The sequence below is a fragment of the Streptomyces sp. NPDC002138 genome (genome assembly GCF_040296485.1).
In the GTDB taxonomy this organism is placed as follows: domain Bacteria; phylum Actinomycetota; class Actinomycetes; order Streptomycetales; family Streptomycetaceae; genus Streptomyces.
In genome coordinates this window covers 26,050-52,369 of sequence record NZ_JBEOXE010000052.1, presented here as the reverse complement: position 1 = coordinate 52,369, position 26,320 = coordinate 26,050, and the positions used below count along the sequence as shown (strand labels likewise).

The following is a 26,320-nucleotide window of genomic DNA, read 5'->3' as shown; positions in this document are numbered from 1 at the left end:
GGAACCTCATCCACCGAAGTGGACGGGGTATCAACTTCTGGCGTTGATTTTTGGCACGCTGTTGAGTTCTCAAGGAACGGACGCTTCCTTTGTACCGACCCTTGCGGGCTTTCCTCCGGGCTTCGTTCTTCGTTTCCAACTCTACCAGACTCATTCCGTTCCGTTTAACCGGATTGGAATTCGAATTCGGTGGCCGTTGGGGGCCTTGCCTTTCGGCGTGTTCACTACTTTAGCGGCTTTCCCTTGCGGCTCATAATCGAGCCACCGGCGCTGAATTCGGGCATGCCGAAATCATCCCCGTCAGGGTGATCGCAGTAGTGGGTTGGCCGCCTCCGGAGGTCTGCAGATGCAGTGCTCCGTTTCAAGCGGCTCGGGCTACGTTAGGCCGCGCCCAGGGGCGAGTCAAGTTGAGCGGCGGCGTGGCGCATGGGCCCGGTACGGGCTCACGGTCGGGTCCTGGGTGATCCAGAACCGGTACGGATGGTCCGCGCCCTCGCCGCCGACTCCGGTGCGGGGGCCCGTACCGACCAGGTCGGAATGTGTGGGGATGCCCGCGAGGACGGACAAGGGTGCCTCCGGGCCGGCACAGAGGTCGGCGCCGTCCAGGGAGCGGTCCACGTCCAGGGCGGTCGCGAGGCGGGCCGGGCCTTTGGCCAGTTCCTTGTCGGCTCTGGCTGAAAGTCGACGTTTGCGGGCCAGATCGGCGCCCACGGTGATCTCGCCCGCCCGGATCAGCACCCCGCTCGCGTGGTCCGGCGGGCCGCACACCAGGTTGAGGCTGAACCACATGCCGTAGATGAAGTAGACGTACGCGTGTCCGGGCGGACCGAACATCGACGCGTTGCGCGCCGTGCGGCCGCGGTAGGCGTGGGAGCCCGGGTCGGCCTCTCCCTCGTACGCCTCCACCTCGGTGATGCGCAGCTCGATCAGCCCTTCCGCGCTGCGCCGCACCAGGGTGCGGCCCAGCAGGTCCGGGGCCACGGTGAGGGCCGGGCGGTCGAAGAATGCCCGGGTCAGGGGCGTACGGTCGGGTCGCTCGCTCATCCGGGCGAGCGTAGTACAACGCCTGCCGGTGCAACCGGGGCTTAGGGTTCCGCGTTTGTAGGGGTACGCCGTCCCGCCGCATCGGCGGGACGAGTCTTCAAGGGGAGTCAGGAACATGGGGTTCAGGAAGCTGTTCGCGAGCCTGGGTGCCGGTGGTGCTTCGGTGGACACGATCATCACCGAGCCGAACGTGGTGCCGGGCGGGATCGTCCAGGGTGAGGTGCGTATCCAGGGCGGTTCCGTGGAGCAGCAGATCGAGGGGCTGAACGTCGGTCTCCAGGCGCGGGTGGAGGTGGAGAGCGGCGACCAGGAGCTGAAGCAGAACATCGTCTTCAGCAAGCAGCGGCTCGGCGGTGCCTTCCAGGTGCAGGCCGGTGCGCTGCACGTGGTGCCGTTCAGCCTGGAGATCCCGTGGGAGACGCCGGTCACCCACTTCGCGGGTCAGCACCTGCACGGGATGAACATCGGGGTCAGCACCGAGCTCGAGATCGCGCGGGCGGTGGACGCGGGTGACCTGGACCCGATCAACGTGCACCCGCTCCCGGCGCAGCAGGCGCTGCTGGACGCCTTCGGGCAGCTCGGCTTCCGTTTCCGCAGCGCGGACATGGAGCGCGGGCACATCCGGGGGACGCGCCAGACGCTTCCCTTCTACCAGGAGATCGAGTTCCTGCCGCCGTCGCAGTACCGCGGGCTGAACCAGGTCGAGCTGACCTTCATCGCCGATGGCCGCGAGATGGACGTCGTGCTGGAGATGGACAAGAAGCCGGGTCTGTTCTCCGAGGGCTCCGACACCTACCGGTGCTTCCAGGTCGGCCTGCAGTCCTACCAGGGGACCGATTGGGCGGGGTACCTCAATCAGTGGATCGCTTCCGTCGGTTCGCAGCGCAACTGGTTCTAGTGATCTGGTCGTGAGTTCGTTCGGCACCACGTGAGTCGTTTGCCGTACCACTTCGTGGGTTCGGCTGACGGATGTCGGTTGGCTTCGGTCTGCTGTGGGTTGTGGGTGACAGCAGGCTGGAGCCGCTGGTGCTGAGCGAGGCCGAGCGGCAGGTGTTGAACAACTGGGTCAAGCGCCGCACGACCGCGCAGGGGCTGGCCCTGCGGGCGAGGATCGTGCTGGCGTGTGCGGAGGGCGGGCCGAACCTGGCGGTTGCGGCCCGGCTGGGTGTGAACCGGGGCACCGTCACCAAATGGCGTATGCGGTTCCTGCGCGACCGCCTCGACGGGCTGGCCGACGAGCCTCGGCCCGGGGTGCCGCGGACCATCACGGATGCCCAGGTGGAAGAGGTGGTGGTCCGCACCCTGGAGGAGACGCCCGCGGGCGGGACGCACTGGTCGAAGCGGGAACTGGCAAAGGCCGTGGGGATCTCCCCGGCAAGTGTGCTGCGGATCTGGCACGCCTTCGGCCTGCAGCCGTGGCGGACTGAGACCTTCAAGATCTCCCCGGACCCGTTCCTGATCGACAAGATCCGTGACGTCGTCGGCCTCTACCTCGCCCCGCCGGCGAACGCCGTGGTGTTCGCGGTGGACGAGAAACCGCAGATCCAGGCCCTGGAGCGGACCGCGCCGGTGCTGCCCATGATCCCGGGAGTGCCCGAGCGGCGGAGCTTCGACTACATCCGGCACGGAACCGTCGACCTGTTCGCCGCCCTGAACACCGCCACCGGCAAAGTGATCACGAAGCTGTCCGCGCAGCACCGGGCGGTGGACTTCCGGGACTTCCTCGACGAGATGGACCGCCAGACGGACAAGGGCCTGGCGGTCCACGTGATCTGCGACAACCTCTCCGCCCACAAGGCACCCGTGGTGCACAAGTGGCTGCTCGCGCATCCCCGCTTCCAGCTGCACTTCACCCCCATGTACTCGTCGTGGATCAACCAGGTCGAGCGGTGGTTCGCGGAGCTGGAACGGCGCTGTCTCGAGCGGGGGGTGTTCTGCTCACTCGACGACCTCAAGGCCGCACTCGAGAACTGGACCAAGGTCTGGAACGACGATGCCCGGCCCTTCAAGTGGACCAAGACCGCCGACCAGATCCTCGACCGGATCTGCCGCTACTGCTCACGCATCTCCGAACCAGATCACTAGGCTCCTGTCGGCAGATGACGTACGGGTTCCCGTCCACGGAGGTTGAGCAGTGACCGACCAGAACAGAGCGCCCCTTCCGCACGCCTTCCATCCCGAGGTGGCCACCTTCACCGTCGAGAGCGCGGATCTCGCGCCGGGGGCGGATCTGAGCGACGCGCAGGTGCTGCGGGGCGGGAACCGTTCGCCGCAGCTGCGGTGGGAGGGCGCGCCCGCGGGGACGAAGAGCTTCGCGGTGACCTGCTTCGACCCTGACGCTCCGACGGGCAGCGGGTTCTGGCACTGGGTGCTCTTCGACCTGCCGGCCTCGGTCACGGAGCTGCCGGCCGGGGCGGGCAGCGGTTCCTTCCCGGGGCTGCCGGCCGGGGCGGTGCACGTGCGCAACGACTACGGCAGCCGCGACTTCGGCGGGGCGGCTCCCCCGGCCGGGGAGCGGCACCGGTACGTGTTCACCGTGTACGCGGTGGACACGGAGAAGCTGGGGCCGGACGCGGAGGCCTCGCCCGCCGTCGTCGGGTTCAACCTGCGTTTCCACACGCTGGGTCGCGCCCAGCTGATCGGCGAATTCGAGGCGCCGGCCGGCTGAGTTCTCCGAGCGTTTGCCCGGTCCTGGTCTAAAGGCGGCCAGGACCGGGCATTTTTATTGCGTTGTCCCCGGTGGCGGGCCCGGCCAGAGTGGTTCCGGGCCCCGCCGCCAGGGTGGTCGCGGGCCTGCACACGGGAGGTGGGCGAGATGCGGGACACGCTGGTGCTGAATGCGAGCTTCGAGCCGCTGTCGACGGTGACGTTGAACCGGGCGGTGGTCCTGGTGCTTCAGGACAAGGCCGTCGTCGAACAGTCCCATCCCGAACTCCGTGTGCGCGGCGCCACCATGGACCTGCCGATGCCCCGGGTGATCCGGCTGTGCAGGTACGTCAGGGTGCCCTTCCGAAGACATGCTCCCTGGTCACGGCGGGGGGTGCTGGCGCGTGACCAGCACCGGTGCGCTTACTGCGGGAAGCGTGCGACCACGGTGGACCACGTGGTGCCGAGGGCTCAGGGGGGTGGCGACACCTGGCTGAACACGGTGGCGTCCTGTGCCGTGGACAACCACCGCAAGGCGGCGCGGACTCCGGAGGAAGCGGGGATGCCGTTGCTCCGGAGGCCCTTCGTGCCGTCTCCGGCGGACGCGATGCTGCTGGCCATGGGGGCGGGTGTCCGGGAGGAGCTGCCGGAATGGCTGGAGCGGATCGCGTAATCGGATGAGGTCATCTGCCCGCTGGGCGTAGATAGGGATACGTCGAAGTACGTAGCCTCCCTACGTCGCTCAGCGGAGCAGCAGCTGGACGATGGCCACCAGGCCGACCACCACGATGAGTGCGCGCAGGGCGGTCGGCGGGAGGCGTCGGCCGACCTTGGCGCCGATCTGGCCGCCGAGGGTGGAGCCGACGGCGATGAGCAGGACGGCCGTCCAGTCGAATGAGGCGACGAAGAGGAAGAACACGGCCGCGATGCCGTTGACCAGGGCCGCGACGATGTTCTTGACGGCGTTGACCCGCTGCATGTCCTCGCGGAGCAGCGAGCCCATCAGGCCGAGGTAGAGCACGCCCTGAGCGGCCCCGAAGTAGCCGCCGTAGGCGCTGGAGAGCAGCATTCCGGTCAGCAGGACCGGACCGCCGTCGGGGTGCGGGCCGTCGCCCCCGGCGGCTTCCTGGCGCCGCCGCACGGACGCCGCGATCCGGGGCTGGAGGACGACGAGCACGAGCGCGAGCGCGATGAGCACCGGCACGATCGTGTCGAAGGAGTCGGACGGCAGGTTGAGCAGCAGGACGGCGCCCGCGAGTCCGCCGACGAGGGACACGGCGCCCAGGCGCAGGATCCGGGCGCCCTGGCCCTTCAGTTCCTTGCGGTAGCCGATGGCCCCGCTGACCGAACCGGGCACCAGTCCGAGGGTGTTGGATACATTGGCGGTCACCGGCGGCAGACCGGTCGCCAGGAGCACCGGGAAGGTGATCAGGGTGCCGGAGCCGACGATGGTGTTGATGGTGCCGGCGCCGATGCCGGCGGCGAAGACCGCGAGTGCTTCCCAGATGGACAAGGCCATCCCCTTTGCGAGAGTGAGTCGCCTCCCCGCCCAGAAGGTCGAGGGGCCTCACTGATCATGCACGAGGGGACGGGAGTCCTAGTCGATCGGGGGCTGTTCGCGGCGGTCCGGGGCGGCGGGCTGCTCGTCCTTGCGGTGCAGCCCGTTGGAGCCGCCGCCCATGGGGCCGAAGTTGCCGATGGCGCCGCTGAGTCCCTTGAGGGCGTCGCCGATCTCGCTGGGGACGATCCAGAGCTTGTTCGCGTCGCCCTCGGCGATCTTCGGGAGCATCTGGAGGTACTGGTAGGCGAGGAGCTTCTGGTCCGGGTCTCCGGCGTGGATGGACTCGAAGACCGTACGGATCGCCTGGGCCTCGCCCTCGGCGCGCAGCGCGGCGGCCTTGGCGTCACCCTCGGCGCGCAGGATGGAGGACTGCTTCTCACCCTCGGCGCGCAGGATCTCGGACTGGCGGACACCCTCGGCCTGGAGGATCGCGGCGCGCTTGTCGCGGTCGGCGCGCATCTGCTTCTCCATCGAGTCCTGGATGGAGGTCGGCGGCTCGATCGCCTTCAGCTCGACGCGGTTGACGCGGATGCCCCACTTGCCGGTGGCCTCGTCGAGCACGCCGCGCAGGGCCGCGTTGATCTCCTCGCGGGAGGTGAGGGTCCGCTCCAGGTCCATGCCGCCGATGATGTTGCGCAGGGTGGTGACGGTGAGCTGCTCGATGGCCTGGATGTAGCTGGCCACCTCGTACGTCGCGGCCCGGGCGTCGGTCACCTGGTAGTAGATGACCGTGTCGATGTTGACCACCAGGTTGTCCTGGGTGATCACCGGCTGCGGCGGGAAGGGGACGACCTGCTCGCGGAGGTCGATCCGGTTGCGGATCGAGTCGATGAACGGGACGACGATGTTCAGGCCCGCGTTGAGGGTGCGGGTGTATCGCCCGAACCGTTCGACGATGGCCGCGCTGGCCTGCGGGATCACCTGGATCGTCTTGACCAGTGCGATGAAGACGAGGATCACCAGAATGATCAGAACGATGATGATCGGTTGCATGCGGTTCCCCGTGCCCTTCCGGCTGTCTGTGCTGCCCCGTTGAGCGGAGTCTCGCAGACCGGGGGCCCGCGAGTCGGGTGCTTGGTCACATGACGTCACATGACGACGGCCGTCGCCCCGTCGATCTCCACGACATCGACCTGTTGTCCTGGTTCGAAACTGCTGTCCGCGTCGAGCGTGCGGGCGGACCAGATCTCCCCGGCGAGCTTGATCCGGCCGCCGCTGCCGTCGACCCGTTCCGTGACGACGGCGCTTCTGCCCCTCAACGCGTCGATCCCGCTGCGGTGTTGGGGCCGCTGGTCGCGGTGCCTGTTGGCGAGGGGGCGGACCACGGCGATCAGCGCCACCGAGACGATGACGAAGACCAGCAACTGCGCGACCACTCCCCCGCCGACGGCGGCCGTGACCGCGGCGGCGAGCGCGCCGACGGCGAACATGCCGAACTCCGGCATCGCGGTGACGACCAGGGGGATCCCCAGTCCGACCGCCCCGATGAGCCACCACACCCACGCGTCGATTTCGCTCACATGGTCATGGTAGGTCGGGCGGGCCCGGTCCGGACAGGGTGCGCGGGCCCCTGTCCCGGGTCGGGCCGGATCCGGCAGGGGCGGCTAGCGGAGCGGCAGGCCCTGGGCGGTCCAGCGGTCGCTGTCGTTGCGCTCGACGACCAGCGGGAGGCCGAAGCAGAGGGAGAGGTTGCGGGAGGTCAGCTCGAGCTCGATGGGGCCGGCGGTGACGACCTTGCCCTGGCGGATCATGAGCACGTGCGTGAAGCCGGGGGCGATCTCCTCGACGTGGTGCGTGACCATGATCATCGACGGGGCCATCGGGTCGCGCGCGAGGCGCCCGAGCCGGCGGACGAGGTCCTCGCGGCCACCGAGGTCGAGGCCGGCTGCGGGCTCGTCGAGGAGCAGCAGCTCGGGGTCCGTCATCAGGGCGCGGGCGATCAGGGTGCGCTTGCGCTCGCCCTCGGAGAGGGTGCCGAACTTCCGGTCGAGGTAGTCCGTCATCCCGAGGCGGTCGAGGAACGCGCGGGCGCGCTGCTCGTCGATGTCCTCGTACTCCTCGTGCCACGTCGCGGTCATGCCGTAGGCGGCGGTGAGCACGGTCTCCAGGACGGTCTGGCGCTTGGGGAGCTTGTCGGCCATCGCGATGCCGGCGACGCCGATGCGCGGGCGCAGGTCGAAGACGTTGACCTTGCCGAGGGTGCTGCCGAGGATGGTGGCGCTGCCGCTGCTGGGGAAGAGGTAGCTGGAGGCGACGTTGAGCAGGGTGGTCTTCCCGGCGCCGTTGGGGCCGAGGATCACCCAGCGCTCCCCCTCCTTGACCGACCAGGAGACCTGGTCCACCAGAGCGCGGCCCTCGCGGACCACGGATACGTCCACCAGCTCCAGAACGTCGCTCATGAGCGTGTTGTCTCCCCTTGCAGTGTCGGTTCTGTGTGCGCCTGTAGGCGCAGCCCCAGAGAAACCTACGCCACTCCGGAGGAGCTCCGGTCGCCAGGCCGAGTGGGGCGGGCTCCGGGGGCGGGTTACTAAGGTGGGGGAATGCTTGTGGAACCACGTTCAGGGCGGCTGGCCGCCTGGGGGAACTCGTTGCTGGCCGGTCTCGTCTCGCCCGACGACGCCGCTTTGTCGATCGTCGGCGCGGACGCCGTGCACCGGGTGGCGGAGCTGCCGGGCGAGAACGGGCCGGTCGGCCTGACGCTCGGGCTCGGGCGGCTGCGCGCCATGGGGGTCACCGGTCTGCGGGTGGCACTGCCCGCGCCGGGGCATCCGCTGGGGCTGAGCGGTCCGCCGGAGTTCAACGCGCGGGCGCTGGACGCCGAGGAGGCCGTGGTCGCGGTCGGTGCGGCGCTGGGGCTCGTACCGGAGGTGACGGAGGCCGGGCCCGCGGGTGACGTGCACGTCGAGGTGGTGTGGCACTGCCTGCCGGTGCGGGAGGCGCCGCCCGCGGACGTGCCCTCGCTGGGCGAGGCGGAGCGGGAGCTGGCGGAGGCCCTGCGGGAGGCGACGGCCGTACTGACCCGGCTGGACGTGGCGGCCTCGGGGCCGGTGGCGGAGGCGGCGCTGTCGGCGTACCGGGCGCGGGCGGAGGCGGGGCGCGAGGTGCTGGCCCCGGGGTATCCGCCGCGGGCGGTGCGGGTGCTGTCGCTGGCGCAGCGGGTGGGCCTGCTGGTGTCCCTGGCGTACGAGCGCGGGCACGGCGGGGCGGTGGCCGCCTCCGAGATGGCGGCGCGGGCGGAGGCGCTGCGGCCGGTCGAGCGGGTGGCCCGGCGCGCGCAGGTGGCGGCGTACAACGCGTACGTGGAGGAGCGGGAGCGGGGCTGACCGGCGGGGCCGTTCCGCGGAAAGGGGCCCGGACACACCGCGGCCCCGCTTCCCGGGGAGAGCGGGGGAAGCGGGGCCGGGGTACGCGGGTGGCGTCAGCCGTTGATGCCGGTGTTGCCGAACGCGCCGTTGAGCAGGCCGATCACGCTGACCGAGTTGCCGACCGCGTTCACGGGGACGTGCACGGGGACCTGGAGCAGGTTCCCGGAGGCCACGCCGGGCGAGTTCTGGGCCTCGCCCTCCGCCGACGCACCGCCGTGCGCCGAGGAGACACCGGCGCCGGCGGCGACGAGGCCGCCCGCGATCATGGTGGCGGCTGCGGCCTTCTTGAAGTTCTTCACGTTCTCGTCCTCCAGTACGTCTGCCGCGACCAGCCGCCGCGGCACGCACTGAAGAACGGCCGTACGGGCCGCCGGGATGCGCCATGTGGGCTACATACACCCGACCGTATGAATCTCATCCCGGAAACGAGACGGGTGCGAGACGGGTGCGAGACGGTCGTATTCGGTCCGCTCAGTCGGCGATTCCGTTCCTGACCGCCCACAATGCCGCCTGCGTGCGGTCGGCCAGGTCCAGCTTCATCAGGATGTTCGAGACGTGCGTCTTGACCGTCTTCTCCGAGAGGACGAGCGCCCGCGCGATCTCCCGGTTCGAGCGGCCGTCCGCGATGTGGCCGAGGACCTCGCGCTCGCGGTCGGTCAGCGATCCGCCGCGGCCCGGGGCCGGGCCGTGCTCGTCCTGCGAGAGCAGCGCCTCGGCGACCTCCGGCTGGAGCAGGACGTGCCCGGCGTGGACGGAGCGGATGGCTCCGGCGAGCGCGTCGGGGTCGATGTCCTTGTAGACGTATCCGGCGGCGCCCGCGCGCAGGGCGGGGACCACGGTGCGCTGCTCGGTGAAGCTGGTGACGATCAGCACCCGGGCGGGGTTCGCCAGCTCGCGCAGCCGGCGCAGGGCGTCGAGGCCGTCGGTCCCCGGCATCTTGATGTCCATGAGGATCACGTCGGGCCGCAGTTCCTCGGCGCGGGCGGCGCCCTCGGCGCCGTCGGAGGCCTCCCCGACCACCTCGATGTCGTCCTGTACCTCCAGGAAGGTGCGCAGGCCGCGCCGGACGACCTGGTGGTCGTCGACGAGCAGGACCTTGATACGGGCCGGTGTGTCAGCCACCGGGGACCTCCATCTCGATCGTGGTGCCCTCGCCGGGCGCCGACCGCACGGTGAGGCGGCCGCCGACCCCGCCGGCCCGGTCCCGCATGGAGACCAGGCCGAGGTGGCGGCCGGCCTTGCGGACGGCCTGGGGGTCGAAGCCGCGGCCGGAGTCGGTGATCGTCAGGAGCGCTCCCCCGGCGGGGGTGCGGCTCAGGGTGACCTCGACCCGGTCGGCGCCGGAGTGGCGCAGGGCGTTGTGCAGGGCCTCCTGGGAGACCCGAAGGAGGGCTTCCTCCCGGGAGCCGGGCAGGGCGCGTACGCCGTCGCAGTGGAAGGTGACGTGGGCTGCGTGCGCGCGGTCCAGGACGTTGATCTGGTCGCGCAGGGTCGCGACGAGGCCGTCCTCGTCGAGGGCGGTGGGGCGCAGCTCCACGACGGCGGCCCGCAGCTCGTCGGCGGCTTCCGCGGCGAGGGCGGCGACCTGGTGCAGTTCGTCCTTGGCCCGGACCGGGTCGCGGTCGACGAGCGCGGCGGCGGCCTGGGCGGTGAGCCGGAGGGAGAAGAGCTTCTGGCTGACGGCGTCGTGCAGCTCGTGGGCGAGCCGGGAGCGCTCCTCGGCGATGGTCAGCTCGCGGCTGCGCTCGTAGAGGCGGGCGTTGGTCAGGGCGATGGCCGCATGCTGGGCGAGGATGCCGAGCAGGGCCTCGTCCTCTTCCGTGAAGCCGCCGCCGGGGCGGGGGACGCGCTCGCCGGCGGGGCACGGCCCGTCGGCGGGGTCCCGCCGGTCCGCCGGGTCCCGCCGGGCCGCCGGGTCCCGCTTGTTCGCGAGGAAGAGGGCGCCGAGGATCTCCTCGCCGTCGCGGATGGGCAGGCCGAGGAAGTCCGACATCTCGGGGTGGGCGGCGTACTCGGCGTCCAGCAGCTCCCGGGCCGAGACGACGATGGTCTTGAGGACGTCGCGGACCTCCAGGTGCCGGCTCATGGCGAGCAGGGCGGTGCTCACCGCGGCCAGCCCGGTGCGGGTTCCCTCGGGTCCGTTGCGCATGGGATCACCGTACTCGTGGCCGTGACCTGCGGAATCGGGCCCGCGACCTAGGTACGGGCGCGGTCCGGCCTAGGTCTGCGGACCCGGCCGCGGACCCGGCGGGGCCCGGCGTGGGCCCGGCGCGGACCCGGCGCGCGCGGGGCGCCGTACCTCCGGAGCAGGGGGAGACGGGGGGCGGGTCTGCCTTTCGCAGGAGGGCCCGGGGGTGCGGGGTCCTCCTCAGGGAGGAGATCCCTCACGCTAAGCATTGCCTATGCAACGGACGGTGAGACTGTTACGACTCCGATGTGAGCCCGCACATAGGACGCAGATCACTTACGAAGCTGCTTAGTGGATAGATAAAGGCTCTGTCAGCACTGATGGGGCCGGTCCGGCGGACGAACACGGGGTGACCTCGGGGGGCCGTGATCCACTATCGGGCTTCGTACGTCACACCTTTGCCACAGGATTTTGCCGCCGCTAACAATGGCTCCCGTCGCACAGCGCCGCGGATCAACACCGCCGAGGCGCTTTCCTGCGGCCCCCGCTATTCGAAGAGGTTGCTCACGCATGTCCGAGACCAGCACCCCCGGCCGTCTGACCAAGGGCCACAAGCTGTCGATCGCCGGAGTCGCCACCCTCGGCGCCGCCGCCCTCGCCTTCTCCCTCGTTCCGGCCGCCTCCGGTGAGGCCGCCGAGACCGTCGTGGCCGCCCCCGTGGCGTGGACCCAGACCGTCGACGGCGCTCAGGCGAAGACCCTGCGCCAGCACCTCACCGCGCAGCAGGTCGTCGCGGACAAGAAGGCGGAGGCCGCCAAGGCCGCGGCGAAGGCCAAGGCCGAAGCCGCCGCGAAGAAGGACCGCGCCGACAAGGAAGCGGCCAGCCGTTCCGCCGCCCGCAAGCCGATGTACGCGAACAACCTTGACGGATGGATCAAGGAGTCGCTCGCGATCATGAAGGCGAACAAGATTCCGGGCACGTACAACGGGCTCTACAAGAACATCATGCGCGAGTCCAGCGGCAACCCGCGCGCGATCAACAACTGGGACATCAACGCCAAGAACGGCATCCCCTCGATGGGTCTGCTCCAGGTCATCCGCCCGACCTTCCTGGCCTACCACGTCGCCGGCACCCCGCTGGACCAGTACCACCCGGTCGCCAACATCGTCGCCGCGGCCAACTACGCCGCCGACCGTTACGGCTCGATCGACAACGTCAACAGCGCCTACTGAGCCCTGCTCGGCCATTGACGTCACCCCCAGCCCCCATACGCCACAGGGCGGCCCCCGGAGTACCGGGTGCCGCCCTGTGGCGTATGCGCGTACCGGGGCCCGTACGGACGGGCGCGCGGCCTAGTTGCGCATGACCTCCGGCTCGTGGCGGCGCAGCAGGCGCGCCACGGCGAAGCCGCAGGCGATGCCCAGGAGCAGCAGGATCGTGATGTTCAGACCCCACTGGCCGATCGAGTGGTCCCACAGCGGGTCGGTGTTGGTGGGGTTGTCGCGGTCCCACGGCGGCATGAGCTTGCCGAGGTTCAGCGTGGTGCCCGCGGCGGCGATGGCCCAGCGGGAGGGCATCAGCCAGGCGACCTGCTCCAGGCCCACGGAGTCGTAGACCTTGAAGAGGATGCCGGTGAACACGACCTGGACGATCGCGAACATGACCAGCAGCGGCATGGTCTTCTCGGCGGTCTTCACCAGCGAGGAGATCACCAGGCCGAACATCATCGAGGTGAAGCCCAGCGCCGTGACGGACAGGCACAGCTCGACGGCCGGGGGCATGAGCAGGCCCTCGGTGGGCAGGTCGCGCGGGATGAAGCCGATCGCGCAGATGACGACGCCCTGGATGGCCGTGATGACGCCGAGGACGATCACCTTGGACATCAGGTACGCCGACCGGGACAGGCCGGTCGCGCGCTCGCGCTCGTAGATCACCCGTTCCTTGATCAGCTCACGGACCGAGTTCGCGGCGCCCGAGAAGCACATGCCGACGCAGAGGATCAGCATGATCGTGCCGGCGTCGCCGTTGAAGTTCGACGGCGGGGTCGGCGGCGCCAGGCCGAAGGTGGCCGGGATGACGGTGGAGACCACGCCCAGGACCGCGGGCAGGATCAGCATCAGGCCGATGAAGCCCTTGTCCGAGGCGATGACCGAGGTGTACCGGCGGATCAGCGTCCACAGCTGCGAGCCGTAGCCCTGCGGCTTGGGCGGGCGCATCTGCTGCGCGGGCGGCATCGCGACCGACTGCGGGGCGACGGCGTCGATGTCGGCGGCGTAGAGCTGGAAGTGCTGCGAGCCCTTCCAGCGGCCGGCCCAGTCGTACTCGCGGTAGTTCTCGAAGGCGGAGAACACGTCGGCCCACGTGGTGTAGCCGAAGAAGTTCAGCGCCTCGTCCGGCGGGCCGAAGTAGGCGACCGAACCGCCCGGGGCCATGACCAGCAGCTTGTCGCAGATGCCCAGCTCGGCGACCGAGTGGGTGACGACGAGGACCGTACGGCCGTCGTCGGCGAGGCCGCGCAGCAGCTGCATGACATCGCGGTCCATGCCCGGGTCGAGGCCGGAGGTCGGCTCGTCCAGGAAGATCAGCGACGGCTTGGTGAGCAGCTCCAGGGCCACGGACACGCGCTTGCGCTGACCACCGGAGAGCGAGGTGATCTTCTTGTCCTTGTGGATGTCGAGCTTGAGCTCGCGCAGCACCTCGTCGATGCGGGCGGCGCGCTCGGACTCGGCGGTGTCGCCGGGGAAGCGGAGCTTGGCCGCGTACTTGAGGGCCGTGCTGACCTTCAGCTCCTTGTGCAGGATGTCGTCCTGCGGGACCAGGCCGATGCGCTGGCGGAGCTCCGCGAACTGCTTGTACAGGTTGCGGTTGTCGTAGAGGACGTCGCCCTGGTCGGCGGGCCGGTAGCCGGTGAGCGCCTTGAGCAGGGTCGACTTGCCGGAGCCGGAGGGGCCGATGACACCGATCAGCGACTTCTCCGGGACGCCGAAGGTGACGTCCTTGAGGATCTGCTTGCCGCCGTCGACCGTGACCGTGAGGTGGCGGGCCGAGAAGGAGACGTCACCGGTGTCGACGAACTCCTCGAGGCGGTCGCCGACGATCCGGAAGGTGGAGTGACCCACACCGACGATGTCGTTGGGGCCGAGCAGCGCGGTGCCGGACTTCGGCAGCGCCTGACCGTTGACGTAGGTGCCGTTGTGGCTGCCGAGGTCGCGGATCTCGAAGCGGCCGCCCGGCATCGAGTGGAACTCCGCGTGCAGGCGCGAGACCTGGAGGTCGGAGACGACCAGCTCGTTCTCCAGGGCGCGGCCGATGCGCATGACGTGGCCGAGCTCGAGGTGGTGGAACGTCGTCGGGCTGCGGTCGCTGTAGCCCGGGCCGGGCTGATGCTGCTGCTGCGGGGCGGCCTGCTGGTGCGGGACCTGCGGCTGCTGCTGCGGCGGCTGGTACTGCGGAGCGGCCTGCTGCTGCGGCTGCTGGTACTGCTGCTGCGGGGGCGCCTCCTGCCAGTTGGCCTGCGCCTGGTGGGCGGCGGCCGGCTGCGGGGCGGCCGCCGCCACGGCGGCGACGGTCAGATTCAGCCGCGGACCGTCCTGCGCGTTGCCCAGGTGCACCGGCGTTCCGGGCACCAGTTCGGTCTGCTGGACCCTGGCACCGTGCACATAGGTGCCGTTGGTGCTGCCGTGGTCCTCGATCCCCCAACCCCGCCCGTTCCAGCTGATGGTGGCATGGCGCCACGACACCCTGGCGTCATCGATCGCCACGTCACCCTGGGGGTCGCGCCCCAGGGAGTACGACCTGGACGGATCGAGCGTCCAGGTCCTGCCATTCAATTCCAGTACGTGTTCCGGCACTCCAGCCCCACTTTTTGTCCCCCGAGGATCCCCCTGACGTCAGGGAGTCTAGGGATGGCGAACATCCGGGGGAACTATTTCAGGCCCGGGGCCACAAGGGGAATCCGGGCTCCGCCGAAACCGTCTACACGGCGCTCGCGCGGGCCTACGGAGGCCCGTTGACGGGGTCGGATATCCGCCCGAGAGTGGTGACAGGTCACATAGGGGACAGAAAACTGGGGGCCGCCCATGCACCGGATGCGCTGGGGCGAGGCGGTCCTGTCCGCCGTGGCCGCCGTCGGCTGGTCCCTGATCGTGATGGCCGGGGTCGCCGCGCTCGGCCTGCACCTGCTGGGCGCGGACGCGGCGGGCGGCTCGCTCGGGGCGATGGCGGCGGCCGTGGTGGTGCTGGCGGTGGGCGGTTCGGTCACCCCGACGGGGGACGTGTCGGTCCTGGGCGTCAGCGGGGCGGAAGCGCGCACCGCCCTGGACGTCGCCCCGCTGGGGGTGGCGCTGGCGGGAGCGCTGGTGCTCGGGCTGCTGTTCCTGCGCTCGCTGCGGGTGGGCGCGGCTCCGGGCGAACTCCTCGCGCGCGCGGCGCTGGTGACCGCGCTCTTCGTCGCCATGGCGGGCGGGCTGGGCTGGGCGGGGCACGACGTGGTCACCCTGGACGGCGCGGCGCTGCCCCGGACCCCGGCGAAGGTGGAGATCCCGGGGATCGGGGACATCGGCGGGCTGCTGCCCGACCGGCTGGGCGACCTGATCGAGACCCGGGCGCGGGTGGGCTTCGCGGTGGACACCGCCCCGACCCTGCTGGCAGCCGGGGTGTGGGCGATCTGCGTGCTGGCGGTGGCCCTGCTCGCCTCGCGGCGCGGTCCGGCCGCCCTGGCCCGGCTGCGGCCCGCGGTCTCGGCGGTGCTGGCGATGCTGCTGGTGGCGGTGGTGGCCGGGCTGGGCGCCGCCGGGTGGGCGGCGGCGGGGGACGCGCATCCGGACCGGGTCCTGGGCGCGGCCTTGCTGGGGGCGCCGAACGGGGCCTGGACGGGGGTGCTGCTGGGGCTCTTCGTCCCCTTCCGCGCCCGGGTCACGGGGGACGCGGCGCGGCTGCTGCCCGATCCGCTGGACCGGCTGCTCGGGGTTCCGGGGCGGGACGCGGTGACGGTGGGGCGGCTGGCGGAGTACGACCAGCGGGTATGGCTGCTGGTGGCGGGGGCGGGCCTGCTGCTGCTGTACGCGGGTGTGCTGGCGGCCGTACGGACCCCAGGGCGCGGGGTGGCGGCTCCCGCGCTGCGGCTGGGGGCGGTGACCGGGGTGACGCTGGGGGCACTGGCGTGGCTGACGGCCCTGTCGGCGAGCGCCTCGCTGGCCGTCCTGGGCGTGGACACGGCAGGCGCCCAGGTGGACCTCCGGGGCGACACCCCCCTGGCCGTGGCCCTGGGCGCGGCATGGGGAACCCTGGCAGGCGCCACAGGCACCGTACTGGCCCGCCGAGCCCGCCCAGCGGGAGCGCCACCCCGGCCCCCGACCCCTCCGCCACCCCCCGACGGCCCCCCGAGCCCCTACCGCCCCGCCACCCCCTGGACCCCGCCGGACCACCCCAACCCGTACCGGACCGACCCCCCGCCCAAACCCCCGCACGCCCCGCCCCACCCCTCCCAGGACCGGACGATCGCAGCCCCACCGGTCCACCCCCGACCGCCCCGCGAGCCCTTCACCCCGCCCCCGCCACCCGGCCCGCCCCCGAGCCCCCCGCGCTGACGAGGACGCCCCCGCCGCGCCCGGAGTCCGCTGGGCGGGACGGGGGGTCACCCGCGGGACCGGGGAAGATACGGTGAGGGCACCATGAGCGCTTCGCAGACCTCCGACGTCCCCACCATCCTCGTCAAGATCTTCGGCAAGGACCGTCCCGGGATCACCGCCGGGCTGTTCGACACCCTCGCCGCCTACTCCGTCGATGTCGTCGACATCGAACAGGTCGTCACCCGTGGCCGCATCGTGCTGTGCGCCCTCGTCACCAAGCCCGAGGTGGGCGGCGAAGGCGAGCTGCGGGCCACCGTGCACAGCTGGGCCGAGTCGCTCAAGCTGCAGGCCGAGATCATCTCCGGTACGGGCGACAACCGGCCGCGCGGCAGTGGGCGTTCCCACGTCACCGTGCTCGGCAACCCGCTCACCTCGGAGTCCACGGCGGCCATCGCCGCCCGGATCACCGCGATCGGCGGCAACATCGACCGCATCTTCCGGCTCGCCAAGTATCCCGTGACCGCGGTCGAATTCGCCGTCTCCGGCGCCGAGACGGAGGCGCTGCGCACCTCCCTCGCCCTGGCCGCCAAGCACATCGGCGTGGACGTGGCCGTCGTGTCGGCCGGTCTGCACCGCCGGGCGCAGCGCCTGGTCGTGATGGACGTGGACTCGACCCTCATCCAGGACGAGGTGATCGAGCTCTTCGCCGCGCACGCGGGCTGCGAGGACAAGGTCGCCGCGGTCACCGAGCAGGCGATGCGCGGTGAGCTGGACTTCGAGCAATCGCTGCACGCCCGGGTCGCGCTGCTGGCCGGGCTGGACGCCTCGGTCGTGGACAAGGTCCGCGCGGAGGTGCGGCTCACGCCGGGCGCCCGGACCCTGATCCGCACCCTGAAGCGGCTGGGCTACCAGGTGGGCGTGGTCTCCGGCGGGTTCACCCAGGTGACCGACGATCTGCGCGAGCGGCTCGGGCTGGACTTCGCCGCCGCCAACACGCTGGAGATCGAGGACGGCAAGCTGACCGGCCGGGTCACCGGCGAGATCGTGGACCGCGCGGGCAAGGCGCGGCTGCTGCGCCGCTTCGCCGCTGAGGCGGGGGTGCCGCTGGCCCAGACGGTGGCCATCGGTGACGGCGCGAACGACCTGGACATGCTGAACGCCGCCGGCCTGGGCGTCGCCTTCTGTGCCAAGCCGGTGGTCCGGGAGGCCGCGCACACCGCCGTGAACGTGCCGTTCCTCGACGCGGTGCTGTACCTGCTCGGGATCACCCGGGAAGAGGTCGAGGCCGCCGACCTGGCGTGAGTACGTCCGTACGCGCCCCCTACGACGGCGACGGGCCCCGGCAGCACGCCGGGGCCCGTCGCCGTCAGGGTAGGGGGGCGGGTCAGTGGTCCTTGGGGGTCCAGAAGTCCAGCAGCGTGCCGACGCCGAGCTCCAGGGACTTCCACGGGCCGGTGAAGGAGACCACGGCCAGGGCGGAGGTCGGGAAGCCGGTGCGGGTCATCCGGGTGCGGGTGTCGCCTTCGGAGCGGCCGGTGAGGCCGTCGGCGAGGGCGTGCATGCCGGGGTTGTGGCCGATGACGAGGAGGTCGGCGACGTCGTCGGGGGTCTCGTTCAGCAGGGCGATGAGTTCGCCGAGGGAGGCCTCGTACAGCCGGTCCTCGTAGAGGGTCTTCGGCCGGTGCGGCAGCGCGTGGACGGCGAGCTTCCAGGTCTCGCGGGTCCGGGCGGCGGTGGAACAGAGGGCCAGGTCGAAGTCGATGCCGGTCTCGGCCAGCTTGAGGCCGACGGCGGGCGCGTCGGTACGGCCGCGCTCGGCCAGCGGACGGTCGTGATCGGTGCCGTCCGACCACTCGGCCTTGGCGTGCCGGAGGAGGACGATCCTGCGGGGTGATTCGGCGCTCATGGCACCCAGCTTCGCATGAAATCAGCCACGGGGCGCAGGGTGTTGACCGCATCACCCCTGGGGGTGGGGCGCTCGTCCGCGGGGCGCGGCGGGGCCGCGGCGCGCGGTCAGCCGACGACGCGCAGGATCTGCTGGGTGACCTGGGCGAGGGGCGAGGTGTGGGCCGGGGCGGCGGCCTGGGCCTCGCCGGATCCGGCGAGGAGCAGCAGCAGGAGCCCGAAGGCGAGCGCGGGCAGGGCCAGCACCCACCAGTGCAGGCGCGCGTCGGCGACACCGGTGGTGACGCGGCGGGCCGGACGGGCGGGACGGGTGTGCAGGGTGGCCGACATGACCGCCTCCGGGGTGGGGTGCTGGGGTGCTCGGCCGGGAGTGGCCCGCTCCTTCGAATCTATGGATCCGAAGGCGCGGCCCCCATCCGGGGCACACCCCACTTCACCCTGAGCCTGGCCCCCTAGGGGGTGGTGGGGTTAACCCCACCACCCCCCGGGGACACGGGGCCCGGCCGGTTCAGCGGGAGGCGATGCTGGCGATGACGGAGATGATCACGGTCACGACGAGCATCGCGCCGAGCACGAGGCCGAGCTTCTTGTGGCCGTTCTGGGGGTGCGGTTCGAGGACTGGCATGCCGGTCAGTCTCGCATGCCGCATTCGTCCTCGATCGTGCGGTCCCGGCCCGCGAGGACGCCGAGCACGAGCTGGGGCACGGTCAGGCAGGCCATCAGCGCGAGGGGCAGGTCCCAGCCGCCGCTGTGTTGGTAGAGGGTGCCGATGAGGAGCGGTCCGGGGATGGAGATGAGGTAGCCGGCGCTCTGGGCGAAGGCGGAGAGCTTGACGACTCCGGCCGGGGACTTGGCGCGCAGGCCGATCATCGTGATGACGAGCGGGAAGGCGCAGTTGGAGACGCCGAGCAGGAGGGCCCAGGCCCAGGCTCCGGCGGCGGGGGCCAGGTAGAGCCCGAGGTAGCCGGCGAGGCCGAAGAGGCAGAGGACGGCGGCGATGGGGCCCTGGTGCCGCATCCGCCCGGCCAGGCGCGGGATGACGAAGGCCAGCGGTACGCCCATGACCATGGTGACGGCGAGCAGGACGCCCGCGGTGCCGGCCGAGACCCCGGCGTCGCGGAAGATCTGCGGGAGCCAGCCCATGGTGACGTAGGCGCCGGTGGCCTGGAGGCCGAAGTAGCAGCCCAGCGCCCAGGCGGTGCGGCTGCGCAGGACGCCGGGGCCCGCGTCGGGCCGGGAGGCCGGAGCGGCCCCGTCGGCGGTGGCGGCCCGCTTCTCGCGGCGGGCGGCCGCGGCGATGGCCAGCCAGGGCAGTACGGCGAGCACCGCGAGCAGGGCCCAGACCAGCAGGCCGGTGCGCCAGCTGCCGCCGAGGGCGTCGGTCATCGGGACGGTCGCGGCGGCGGCCAGCGACGTGCCGGCGGCCAGGGCCATGGAGTACAGGCCGGTCATGGTGCCGACGCGGTCGGGGAAGTACCGCTTGACGATGACGGGGAGCAGCACGTTGGTGAGCGCTATGCCCGCGAGGGAGAGGGCGCTGGCGGCGAGGAACCCGGCGGCGCTGTCGGCGAAGGGGCGGATCAGCAGACCGGCCGCGACGGCGGCCATGCCGGCGCAGACGACGGCGGCCGGGCCGAAGCGGCGGGAGAGCCGGGGCGCGGTGACGCCGAAGACGGCGAAGCAGAGGGCGGGGACGGAGGTGATGAGTCCGGCGACCGTGCCGCTCATGCCGAGGCCCGTGCGGGTCTCCTCGAAGAGGGCGCCGAGGCTGGTGATGGCGGGTCGCAGGTTGAGGGCGGCCAGCACGATTCCGACGAGGAGCACCGGGCCGAGCCAGGTGGGGGTGGGCGTGACGGCGGGCTCCGGGGCCGTCGGGTTGGTCTGTTCGGGTGCCGTGCGCGCGGCCGCGGGCCGGGTCAGGGTCTGGATTTCTTCGTCGGACATTGCACCATCATAGAATCATGGGATGATTGGTTGTCCACCCCCGAGATCTCGTACGAGGTTTTTCGGCCACCCGCTCCACCGACCTCCGACGGGGGCACCATGCCGCTGACGTCTCCTCGCCGCTCCGCGCTCGTCGATCAGGTGATCGCCCAGCTGCGCAACCAGATCACTTCGGGCGAGTGGCCGGTGGGCTCCCGCATCCCCACCGAGCCGGAGCTGGTGGAGCTGCTGGGGGTGGCCCGCAACACGGTGCGCGAGGCGGTACGGGCGCTGGCGCACAACGGGCTGCTCGACATCCGCCAGGGTTCGGGGACGTACGTCCTCGCGACGAGCGAGCTGGCCGGGGTGATGCACCGGCGCTTCGCGGGGGCCGACCCCCGGCACATCGCGGAGCTGCGCTCGACCCTGGAGTCCTCGGCGGCCCGGCTGGCGGCGGAGCGGCGTACCGAGCGGGACCTGGTCCAGCTGGACGCGCTGCTGGCGCGCCGCGAGCAGGCGTGGGCGAGCGGGAGCACGGAGCTGTTCGTCGCGGCGGACGTGAGCCTGCACATGGCCGTGGTGACGGCTTCGCACAACGAGGTGCTGATCGAGCTGTACGCCGACCTCGGCGACCTCGTGGCGGACTGGCTGCGCGGGGACGTGGGCCCGGAGCTGGCGCCCGAGTCGCACCTGGACCACGGGCGGCTGATCGAGGCGATCCGGCGCGGGGACGCGGACGCGGCGGCTTCGGAGGCGGCGGGGTACCCGTTCGTCTGCCTGCGCGCGCGCGGCGCGGGCACCGGCGCTACTGGCGCTGGTGGCTGACCCAGGCCGAGCGGACTTCCTTCCAGCAGCGGCCGTTCAGCTCCGAGCGGCCCGACGGGACGACGGCGAGCGGGGCGCTGTCCCCGTCCACGTCCCACCAGCGGTCGCACTCGACGTGCAGCCGGACGAGATCGGTCCCGGGGAACCGGTTGTGGCAGTGGGCCTTGACCTGGGAGCCCTCGATGCGGGTGGCGCAGTCGGCGCCGAACAGCTCCTCCGGGGCGCCCCGGGCGGGCTGCGGCGGCGGCTCGACCGCCAGATCGGCGACGTGGGTGACGGCCGTCTCGGGCGCCGGCCGGCCCGCCGGATCCACGGGGCCGATCGGGGCGTCCGGGCGCTCGGCTCCGGAACCGGCGACCCCGGAGCGCAGGGCCCTGCCCCCACTCGCCGCCGTGACCGGGTCGGCCGCACCGGAGCGCGACGCGGCCGTGGCCGGGAGCAGGAGGCCGGTCACGACGACCGAGGTGACCAGCAGCGATACCGCTCGCTTCCGCCTCGCACGCACTCCCGCACCTCCTCCCCGACGCACTCCGGGAAGATCCCGGCTCGGTCAGTTTGCAGGCATATGTCCGCCTTTTCGACTCGGGAAGATCCCGTCGGGCGGCGTAAATCTGATCGAGAACCACCCCCGGACCACGGGAAACGGCGGCGGCCGCGCCCCCCGGAAAGGGGAAGCGCGGCCGCCGCCGTACGGATGCGGGACGGGCGTGACCGGAGGGTCAGGCACCCATCGCGTGCAGGCCGCCGTCCACGTGGATGATCTCGCCGGTGGTCTTCGGGAACCAGTCCGAGAGCAGGGCCACGATGCCCTTGCCCGCGGGCTCCGCGTCGGCCATGTCCCACTCCATCGGGGAGCGGTGGTTCCACACGTCGGCCAGGTCCGAGAAGCCCGGGATGGACTTCGCGGCCATCGAGCCGATCGGACCCGCCGAGATCAGGTTGCAGCGGATGTTCCGCTTGCCGAGGTCGCGGGCCATGTAGCGGCTGGTGGCCTCCAGCGCGGCCTTGGCCGGGCCCATCCAGTCGTACTGCGGCCAGGCGTACTGCGCGTCGAAGGTCAGACCGACCACCGAGCCGCCCTGGCCGTCGCCCTCCGGGAACAGCGGCAGGCAGGCCATGGTCAGCGACTTCAGCGAGAACGCCGAGACGTGCATGGCGGTCGCGACCGACTCGAAGGGGGTGTTCAGGAAGTTGCCGCCGAGGGCGTCCTGCGGCGCGAAGCCGATGGAGTGCACGACTCCGTCGAGGCCGCCCAGCTCCTCGCGGACCAGGTCCGCGAGCCGGGCCAGGTGCTCGTCGTTGGTGACGTCCAGCTCGATCACCTTGGCGGGCTTGGGCAGCTTCCGGGCGATGCGCTCGGTGAGCGTCGGCCGCGGGAAGGCGGTGAGGATGACCTCGGCGCCCTGCTCCTGCGCCAGCTTGGCGGCGTGGAAGGCGATGGACGACTCCATCAGCACACCTGTGATCAGAATGCGCTTGCCGTCGAGAATTCCACTCATGGTGATCAGTGACCCATGCCCAATCCGCCGTCAACGGGAATGACGGCTCCAGTGATGTACGCGGCGCCGTCCGAGGCCAGGAAGGTCACGGCGGCCGCGATCTCCTCGGGCTGCGCGTAGCGGCCGAGGGGGACCTGTCCGACGATGCCGGCGCGCTGCTCGTCGGTGAGCACCTTCGTCATGTCGGTGTCCACGAAGCCGGGGGCCACCACGTTGAAGGTGATGTTGCGGGAGCCCAGTTCGCGGGCGAGGGACCGGGCGAAGCCGACCAGGGCCGCCTTGGAGGCGGCGTAGTTGGACTGGCCCGCCGAGCCCAGGAGGCCGACGACCGAGGAGATGAGGACCACGCGGCCCTTCTTGGCGCGCAGCATCGCGCGGTTGGCCCGCTTGACGACGCGGAAGGTGCCGACGAGGTTCGTGTCGACGACGGAGGAGAAGTCCTCCTCGGACATGCGCATCAGCAGCGTGTCCTTGGTGATGCCGGCGTTGGCCACCAGCACCTCGACCGCGCCGTGCTTGTCCTCGATCTCCTTGTAGGCCTGCTCCACCTGCTCCGTGTCGGTGATGTCGCAGCGGACCGCCAGGACGCCCAGCTCCGCCAGGACCTCCGGCGGCTCGCCGGAGCGGTACGTGATCGCGACCTTGTCGCCGGCCTCGGCGAAGGCTCGGGCGATGGCGAGGCCGATGCCCCGGTTTCCTCCGGTGACGAGAACCGAGCGGCTCAACGGATCACCCTTTCGCTAGCAGTCTGGATAACCGAAAACCTATCGGTCTCATGCGGTTATCAAAGAATCGGGCTCCGACAGGGCCTTGGGACGGGGTCTGTCGAGTCCCTACAGAAAGCGGTAGGCAGCAGGGCCCCGGGCGCGACATGATCGAGGCAACCGATCCACACCACGGGAGGACGTCCGTGCCCCATTCCATCGACGCGGCATTCGCCGCGCTGCCCCTGCGGGCGCTGGCCGACGCGGCCCTCGCCCGGGCCCGCGCGCTGGGCTCCGATCACGCCGACTTCCGGCTGGAGCGCATCCGCAGCGCCTCCTGGCGCCAGCGGGACGCCAAGCCGTCGGGCGGGTCCGACACCACCGACCTCGGCTACGCGGTCCGGGTGGTGCACGGGGGCAGCTGGGGCTTCGCCTCCGGCGTGGACCTCACGATGGACGGCGCCGCCAAGGTGGCCTCGCAGGCCGTGGCCATGGCGCAGCTCTCGGCCGAGGTGATCAAGGCCGCCGGTTCCGACGAGCGGGTGGAGCTCGCCGACGAGCCGGTGCACGAGGACCGCACCTGGGTCTCGGCCTACGACGTGAACCCCTTCGACGTGCCGGACGAGGAGAAGGCGGCGCTGCTCGCCGACTTCAGCGCCCGGCTGCTGCGCGCCGGCGGCGTGGCCCACGTGGACGCCTCGCTGCTCGCCGTGCACGAGAACAAGTTCTACGCCGACACGGCCGGGACGGTCACCACGCAGCAGCGGGTCCGGATCCATCCGCAGCTCACAGCGGTGGCCGTGGACGGCGAGACCGGCGAGTTCGACTCCATGCGGACCATCGCCCCGCCGGCCGGGCGCGGCTGGGAGTACCTGACGGGCACCGGCTGGGACTGGGACTCGGAGCTGGAGCGGATCCCGGAGCTGCTGGCCGAGAAGATGCGCGCGCCGAGCGTGCAGGCCGGGCGCTACGACCTGGTGGTGGACCCGTCGAACCTGTGGCTCACCATCCACGAGTCCATCGGGCACGCCACCGAGCTGGACCGGGCGCTGGGCTACGAGGCGGCGTACGCGGGCACCTCCTTCGCCACCTTCGACCAGCTGAACAAGCTGACGTACGGCTCCTCGATCATGAACGTGACGGGTGACCGCACCGCGCCCCACGGGCTGGCCACGGTCGGCTACGACGACGAGGGCGTCGAGGCCCAGAGCTGGGACCTGGTCAAGGACGGCACCCTGGTCGGCTACCAGCTGGACCGGCGGATCGCGAAGCTGACCGGGCTCGGCCGCTCCAACGGCTGCGCCTTCGCGGACTCCCCCGGGCACGTGCCGGTGCAGCGGATGGCGAACGTCTCGCTCCAGCCGGATCCGGGCGGGCTCTCCACCGAGGACCTGATCGGCGGGGTGGAGCGCGGGATCTACGTGGTCGGCGACCGGTCGTGGTCGATCGACATGCAGCGCTACAACTTCCAGTTCACCGGGCAGCGGTTCTTCCGGATCGAGAACGGCAAGCTGGCCGGGCAGCTGCGCGACGTCGCCTACCAGGCCACGACCACCGATTTCTGGGGCTCGATGGAGAAGGTCGGCGGCCCGCAGACCTATGTCCTGGGCGGCGCCTTCAACTGCGGCAAGGCCCAGCCGGGGCAGGTCGCGGCCGTCTCACACGGCTGCCCCTCCGCGCTGTTCCGTGACGTGAACATCCTCAACACCACGCAGGAGGCCGGACGCTGATGCCGATCCGTACCAAGCCCCACGAGATCGTCGAGCGCGCGCTGGCGCTGTCCACCGCCGACGGCTGCGTCGTCATCGCCGACGAGGAGTCGAGCGCGAACCTGCGCTGGGCGGGCAACGCCCTGACCACGAACGGTGTCACCCGCGGCCGCACCCTCACGGTGATCGCCACGGTGAACGGCAAGGAGGGCACGGCCTCGGGGGTCGTCTCGCGCTCCGCCGTCACCGCCGAGGAGCTGGAGCCGCTGGTGCGGGCCGCCGAGGCGGCGGCCCGCGGCGCGGGCCCGGCCGAGGACGCCCAGCCGCTGGTGACCGGTACTCCCGCCTCGCCGGACTTCACCGACGGGCCGGCCGAGACCTCCTCGGCGGTGTTCGGCGACTTCGCGCCGGCGCTGGGCGAGGCCTTCGCCCGGGCCCGCGCGGGCGGCCGCGAGCTCTACGGCTTCGCCCACCACACGATGGTCTCCACCTACGTCGGCACCTCGACGGGCCTGCGGCTGCGGCACGACCAGCCGACCGGCACCCTGGAGCTGAACGCGAAGTCCCCGGACCGCAGCCGCTCCGCCTGGGCGGGCCGCTCCACGCGGGACTTCAAGGACGTCGACCCGACCGCCCTGGACGCGGAGCTGGCCGTACGCCTCGGCTGGGCCGAGCGGAAGATCGAACTGCCCGCCGGGCGGTACGAGACCCTGCTCCCGCCCACCGCCGTGGCGGACCTGCTGATCTACCAGATGTGGTCGGCGGCGGCCCGGGACGCGGTGGAGGGACGGACCGTCTTCTCCAAGCCCGGCGGTGGCACCCGGCTCGGCGAGCGGCTCTCCGGGCTGCCGCTGACCCTGCGCAGCGACCCGAACGCGCCGGGCCTGGAGTCCGCGCCCTTCGTGATCGCGCACAGCTCGGGCGACGACGCGTCGGTCTTCGACAACGGCCTCCCGGTGCCCCCCACGGAGTGGATCAGCGGCGGCGAGCTCGCCCGGCTGACCACGACCCGGCACAGCGCCGCCCTGACCGGCCAGCCGACGGCGCCGGGCTTCGGGAACCTGATCCTGGACGGGGGCGGCGAGAAGTCCCTGGAGGAGATGGTGGCCGCCACCGAGCGGGGTCTGCTGCTGACCTGCCTCTGGTACATCCGCGAGGTGGACCCGGCGACGCTGCTGCTCACCGGGCTGACCCGGGACGGGGTCTACCTGGTGGAGAACGGCCAGGTCGTGGGCGAGGTCAACAACTTCCGGTTCAACGAGTCGCCGGTGGACCTGCTCTCGCGGGCCGTCGAGGCCGGGCGGACCGAGAAGACCCTGCCGCGCGAGTGGAGCGACTGGTTCACCCGGGCCGCGATGCCCGCGCTGCGGATCCCGGACTTCAACATGAGCTCGGTCAGCCAGGGAGTCTGACCCACCTAGACTGAGCACGGCAATTTCA

Annotated in this window: 28 protein-coding genes; 12 read left to right on the top strand and 16 right to left on the bottom strand. The window is 71.4% G+C overall.

Annotated features, from left to right (window positions below; translation table 11 throughout):
- Nucleotides 1-256 (top strand): hypothetical protein (locus ABT084_RS28230; protein ID WP_351049588.1); only part of this gene is annotated, 256 nt, incomplete at its 5' end.
- A 146-nt stretch (nt 257-402) separates the two neighbouring features.
- On the opposite strand, the gene ABT084_RS28225 is transcribed toward ABT084_RS28230, so the two are convergent.
- Nucleotides 403-1,044 carry a DNA-3-methyladenine glycosylase gene (locus ABT084_RS28225; protein WP_351049585.1) on the bottom strand — a complete coding sequence of 214 codons (642 nt, stop codon included), beginning with the start codon at nt 1,042-1,044 and terminating at the stop codon, nt 403-405.
- Nucleotides 1,045-1,159: 115 nt separating this feature from the next.
- On the opposite strand from ABT084_RS28225, the gene ABT084_RS28220 reads away from it, so the two are divergent.
- The 4 genes from ABT084_RS28220 (at nt 1,160) to ABT084_RS28205 (ending at nt 4,363) form a co-directional block, all read left to right on the top strand.
- Nucleotides 1,160-1,942 (top strand): sporulation protein, encoded by a 783-nt coding sequence (locus ABT084_RS28220; RefSeq protein WP_351049582.1) that lies wholly within the window; start codon nt 1,160-1,162, stop codon nt 1,940-1,942.
- A gap of 101 nt (nt 1,943-2,043) precedes the next feature.
- The gene (locus tag ABT084_RS28215) at nt 2,044-3,129 is read left to right on the top strand and encodes an IS630 family transposase (RefSeq protein WP_351049580.1); all 1,086 of its coding nucleotides are present in this window, start codon (nt 2,044-2,046) and stop codon (nt 3,127-3,129) included.
- Between the two features lie 49 nt (nt 3,130-3,178).
- Nucleotides 3,179-3,712, top strand: a complete 534-nt coding sequence (locus ABT084_RS28210) for a YbhB/YbcL family Raf kinase inhibitor-like protein (RefSeq protein ID WP_351049577.1) — start codon at nt 3,179-3,181, stop codon at nt 3,710-3,712.
- Between the two features lie 147 nt (nt 3,713-3,859).
- Nucleotides 3,860-4,363: an HNH endonuclease gene (locus tag ABT084_RS28205; RefSeq protein WP_351049575.1), complete on the top strand. Its 504-nt coding sequence runs from the start codon at nt 3,860-3,862 to the stop codon at nt 4,361-4,363.
- 69 nt (nt 4,364-4,432) lie between these two features.
- Here the strand turns inward: ABT084_RS28205 and ABT084_RS28200 are convergent, their stop codons facing one another.
- The 4 genes from ABT084_RS28200 to ABT084_RS28185 form a co-directional block, all read right to left on the bottom strand.
- Entirely contained in the window at nt 4,433-5,209 is a 777-nt protein-coding gene (locus ABT084_RS28200) for a sulfite exporter TauE/SafE family protein (RefSeq protein WP_351049573.1), read from the bottom strand.
- Nucleotides 5,210-5,287: 78 nt separating this feature from the next.
- Nucleotides 5,288-6,244: an SPFH domain-containing protein gene (locus tag ABT084_RS28195; RefSeq protein ID WP_351049571.1), complete on the bottom strand. Its 957-nt coding sequence runs from the start codon at nt 6,242-6,244 to the stop codon at nt 5,288-5,290.
- 95 nt (nt 6,245-6,339) lie between these two features.
- Nucleotides 6,340-6,771: an NfeD family protein gene (locus tag ABT084_RS28190; protein WP_351049568.1), complete on the bottom strand. Its 432-nt coding sequence runs from the start codon at nt 6,769-6,771 to the stop codon at nt 6,340-6,342.
- An 84-nt stretch (nt 6,772-6,855) separates the two neighbouring features.
- Entirely contained in the window at nt 6,856-7,650 is a 795-nt protein-coding gene (locus tag ABT084_RS28185; protein ID WP_351049565.1) for an ABC transporter ATP-binding protein, read from the bottom strand.
- Between the two features lie 141 nt (nt 7,651-7,791).
- Between ABT084_RS28185 and ABT084_RS28180 the strand changes: the two genes are divergently transcribed.
- Nucleotides 7,792-8,574, top strand: coding sequence for an Rv1486c family protein (locus ABT084_RS28180; protein ID WP_351049563.1), 783 nt, complete (start codon nt 7,792-7,794; stop codon nt 8,572-8,574).
- Nucleotides 8,575-8,669: 95 nt separating this feature from the next.
- Here the strand turns inward: ABT084_RS28180 and ABT084_RS28175 are convergent, their stop codons facing one another.
- The 3 genes from ABT084_RS28175 to ABT084_RS28165 form a co-directional block, all read right to left on the bottom strand.
- A complete protein-coding gene (locus tag ABT084_RS28175; RefSeq protein ID WP_351049596.1) occupies nt 8,670-8,915 on the bottom strand; it encodes a chaplin in 246 nt (81 codons plus the stop codon).
- A 172-nt stretch (nt 8,916-9,087) separates the two neighbouring features.
- Nucleotides 9,088-9,738 carry a response regulator gene (locus tag ABT084_RS28170; protein ID WP_351049560.1) on the bottom strand — a complete coding sequence of 217 codons (651 nt, stop codon included), beginning with the start codon at nt 9,736-9,738 and terminating at the stop codon, nt 9,088-9,090.
- Entirely contained in the window at nt 9,731-10,765 is a 1,035-nt protein-coding gene (locus ABT084_RS28165) for a GAF domain-containing sensor histidine kinase (RefSeq protein ID WP_351049557.1), read from the bottom strand. The genes ABT084_RS28170 and ABT084_RS28165 overlap by 8 nt, the downstream gene beginning before the upstream one ends.
- A 549-nt stretch (nt 10,766-11,314) precedes the next feature.
- Between ABT084_RS28165 and ABT084_RS28160 the strand changes: the two genes are divergently transcribed.
- A complete protein-coding gene (locus ABT084_RS28160) occupies nt 11,315-11,977 on the top strand; it encodes a transglycosylase SLT domain-containing protein (protein ID WP_351049555.1) in 663 nt (220 codons plus the stop codon).
- Between the two features lie 120 nt (nt 11,978-12,097).
- On the opposite strand, the gene ABT084_RS28155 is transcribed toward ABT084_RS28160, so the two are convergent.
- Nucleotides 12,098-14,596, bottom strand: a complete 2,499-nt coding sequence (locus tag ABT084_RS28155; RefSeq protein ID WP_351049552.1) for an ABC transporter ATP-binding protein/permease — start codon at nt 14,594-14,596, stop codon at nt 12,098-12,100.
- A 228-nt stretch (nt 14,597-14,824) separates the two neighbouring features.
- On the opposite strand from ABT084_RS28155, the gene ABT084_RS28150 reads away from it, so the two are divergent.
- A complete protein-coding gene (locus tag ABT084_RS28150) occupies nt 14,825-16,333 on the top strand; it encodes a streptophobe family protein (RefSeq protein WP_351049550.1) in 1,509 nt (502 codons plus the stop codon).
- 84 nt (nt 16,334-16,417) lie between these two features.
- Nucleotides 16,418-17,617 (top strand): phosphoserine phosphatase SerB, encoded by a 1,200-nt coding sequence (serB, locus tag ABT084_RS28145; RefSeq protein ID WP_351049547.1) that lies wholly within the window; start codon nt 16,418-16,420, stop codon nt 17,615-17,617.
- 82 nt (nt 17,618-17,699) lie between these two features.
- On the opposite strand, the gene ABT084_RS28140 is transcribed toward serB, so the two are convergent.
- The 4 genes from ABT084_RS28140 to ABT084_RS28125 form a co-directional block, all read right to left on the bottom strand.
- The gene (locus ABT084_RS28140; protein ID WP_351049545.1) at nt 17,700-18,221 is read right to left on the bottom strand and encodes a SixA phosphatase family protein; all 522 of its coding nucleotides are present in this window, start codon (nt 18,219-18,221) and stop codon (nt 17,700-17,702) included.
- Nucleotides 18,222-18,328: 107 nt separating this feature from the next.
- A complete protein-coding gene (locus tag ABT084_RS28135) occupies nt 18,329-18,550 on the bottom strand; it encodes a hypothetical protein (protein WP_351049542.1) in 222 nt (73 codons plus the stop codon).
- A 178-nt stretch (nt 18,551-18,728) separates the two neighbouring features.
- The gene (locus ABT084_RS28130; RefSeq protein WP_351049539.1) at nt 18,729-18,845 is read right to left on the bottom strand and encodes an SGM_5486 family transporter-associated protein; all 117 of its coding nucleotides are present in this window, start codon (nt 18,843-18,845) and stop codon (nt 18,729-18,731) included.
- A 5-nt stretch (nt 18,846-18,850) separates the two neighbouring features.
- Nucleotides 18,851-20,164: a CynX/NimT family MFS transporter gene (locus tag ABT084_RS28125; protein WP_351049537.1), complete on the bottom strand. Its 1,314-nt coding sequence runs from the start codon at nt 20,162-20,164 to the stop codon at nt 18,851-18,853.
- A gap of 99 nt (nt 20,165-20,263) precedes the next feature.
- Between ABT084_RS28125 and ABT084_RS28120 the strand changes: the two genes are divergently transcribed.
- The gene (locus ABT084_RS28120; protein ID WP_351049534.1) at nt 20,264-20,968 is read left to right on the top strand and encodes a FadR/GntR family transcriptional regulator; all 705 of its coding nucleotides are present in this window, start codon (nt 20,264-20,266) and stop codon (nt 20,966-20,968) included.
- On the opposite strand, the gene ABT084_RS28115 is transcribed toward ABT084_RS28120, so the two are convergent.
- The 3 genes from ABT084_RS28115 to fabG all read right to left on the bottom strand — a co-directional run bounded on the left by ABT084_RS28115 (nt 20,949) and on the right by fabG (nt 23,192).
- Nucleotides 20,949-21,473, bottom strand: a complete 525-nt coding sequence (locus ABT084_RS28115) for a hypothetical protein (RefSeq protein WP_351049531.1) — start codon at nt 21,471-21,473, stop codon at nt 20,949-20,951. The two genes, ABT084_RS28120 and ABT084_RS28115, sit on opposite strands and share 20 nt — an antisense overlap.
- Before the next feature lie 214 nt (nt 21,474-21,687).
- Nucleotides 21,688-22,467: an enoyl-ACP reductase FabI gene (gene fabI / locus ABT084_RS28110; RefSeq protein WP_351049528.1), complete on the bottom strand. Its 780-nt coding sequence runs from the start codon at nt 22,465-22,467 to the stop codon at nt 21,688-21,690.
- A gap of 5 nt (nt 22,468-22,472) precedes the next feature.
- Nucleotides 22,473-23,192: a 3-oxoacyl-[acyl-carrier-protein] reductase gene (gene fabG, locus ABT084_RS28105; RefSeq protein WP_351049525.1), complete on the bottom strand. Its 720-nt coding sequence runs from the start codon at nt 23,190-23,192 to the stop codon at nt 22,473-22,475.
- Nucleotides 23,193-23,377: 185 nt separating this feature from the next.
- Here fabG and ABT084_RS28100 point away from each other — a divergent pair, with 185 nt between their 5' ends.
- Both ABT084_RS28100 and ABT084_RS28095 read left to right on the top strand, forming a co-directional pair.
- Entirely contained in the window at nt 23,378-24,901 is a 1,524-nt protein-coding gene (locus tag ABT084_RS28100; protein ID WP_351049523.1) for a TldD/PmbA family protein, read from the top strand.
- Complete coding sequence (locus ABT084_RS28095; RefSeq protein ID WP_351049520.1) at nt 24,901-26,292, top strand: metallopeptidase TldD-related protein; 1,392 nt, start codon at nt 24,901-24,903, stop codon at nt 26,290-26,292. Before ABT084_RS28100 ends, ABT084_RS28095 begins: the two co-directional genes overlap by 1 nt.
- The last annotated feature ends 28 nt before the right edge of the window (nt 26,293-26,320 follow it).

Bases quoted from the DNA above. Each gene is read 5' to 3' on its own strand.
- ABT084_RS28225 (WP_351049585.1), bottom strand. From the start codon at position 1,044: ATGAGCGAGCGACCCGACCGTACGCCCCTGACCCGGGCATTCTTCGAC.
- ABT084_RS28220 (WP_351049582.1), top strand. From the start codon at position 1,160: ATGGGGTTCAGGAAGCTGTTCGCGAGCCTGGGTGCCGGTGGTGCTTCG.
- ABT084_RS28205 (WP_351049575.1), top strand. From the start codon at position 3,860: ATGCGGGACACGCTGGTGCTGAATGCGAGCTTCGAGCCGCTGTCGACG.
- ABT084_RS28200 (WP_351049573.1), bottom strand. From the start codon at position 5,209: ATGGCCTTGTCCATCTGGGAAGCACTCGCGGTCTTCGCCGCCGGCATC.
- ABT084_RS28195 (WP_351049571.1), bottom strand. From the start codon at position 6,244: ATGCAACCGATCATCATCGTTCTGATCATTCTGGTGATCCTCGTCTTC.
- ABT084_RS28185 (WP_351049565.1), bottom strand. From the start codon at position 7,650: ATGAGCGACGTTCTGGAGCTGGTGGACGTATCCGTGGTCCGCGAGGGC.
- ABT084_RS28180 (WP_351049563.1), top strand. From the start codon at position 7,792: ATGCTTGTGGAACCACGTTCAGGGCGGCTGGCCGCCTGGGGGAACTCG.
- ABT084_RS28165 (WP_351049557.1), bottom strand. From the start codon at position 10,765: ATGCGCAACGGACCCGAGGGAACCCGCACCGGGCTGGCCGCGGTGAGC.
- ABT084_RS28160 (WP_351049555.1), top strand. From the start codon at position 11,315: ATGTCCGAGACCAGCACCCCCGGCCGTCTGACCAAGGGCCACAAGCTG.
- ABT084_RS28150 (WP_351049550.1), top strand. From the start codon at position 14,825: ATGCACCGGATGCGCTGGGGCGAGGCGGTCCTGTCCGCCGTGGCCGCC.
- serB (WP_351049547.1), top strand. From the start codon at position 16,418: ATGAGCGCTTCGCAGACCTCCGACGTCCCCACCATCCTCGTCAAGATC.
- ABT084_RS28140 (WP_351049545.1), bottom strand. From the start codon at position 18,221: ATGAGCGCCGAATCACCCCGCAGGATCGTCCTCCTCCGGCACGCCAAG.
- ABT084_RS28135 (WP_351049542.1), bottom strand. From the start codon at position 18,550: ATGTCGGCCACCCTGCACACCCGTCCCGCCCGTCCGGCCCGCCGCGTC.
- ABT084_RS28130 (WP_351049539.1), bottom strand. From the start codon at position 18,845: ATGCCAGTCCTCGAACCGCACCCCCAGAACGGCCACAAGAAGCTCGGC.
- ABT084_RS28125 (WP_351049537.1), bottom strand. From the start codon at position 20,164: ATGTCCGACGAAGAAATCCAGACCCTGACCCGGCCCGCGGCCGCGCGC.
- ABT084_RS28120 (WP_351049534.1), top strand. From the start codon at position 20,264: ATGCCGCTGACGTCTCCTCGCCGCTCCGCGCTCGTCGATCAGGTGATC.
- fabI (WP_351049528.1), bottom strand. From the start codon at position 22,467: ATGAGTGGAATTCTCGACGGCAAGCGCATTCTGATCACAGGTGTGCTG.
- ABT084_RS28095 (WP_351049520.1), top strand. From the start codon at position 24,901: ATGCCGATCCGTACCAAGCCCCACGAGATCGTCGAGCGCGCGCTGGCG.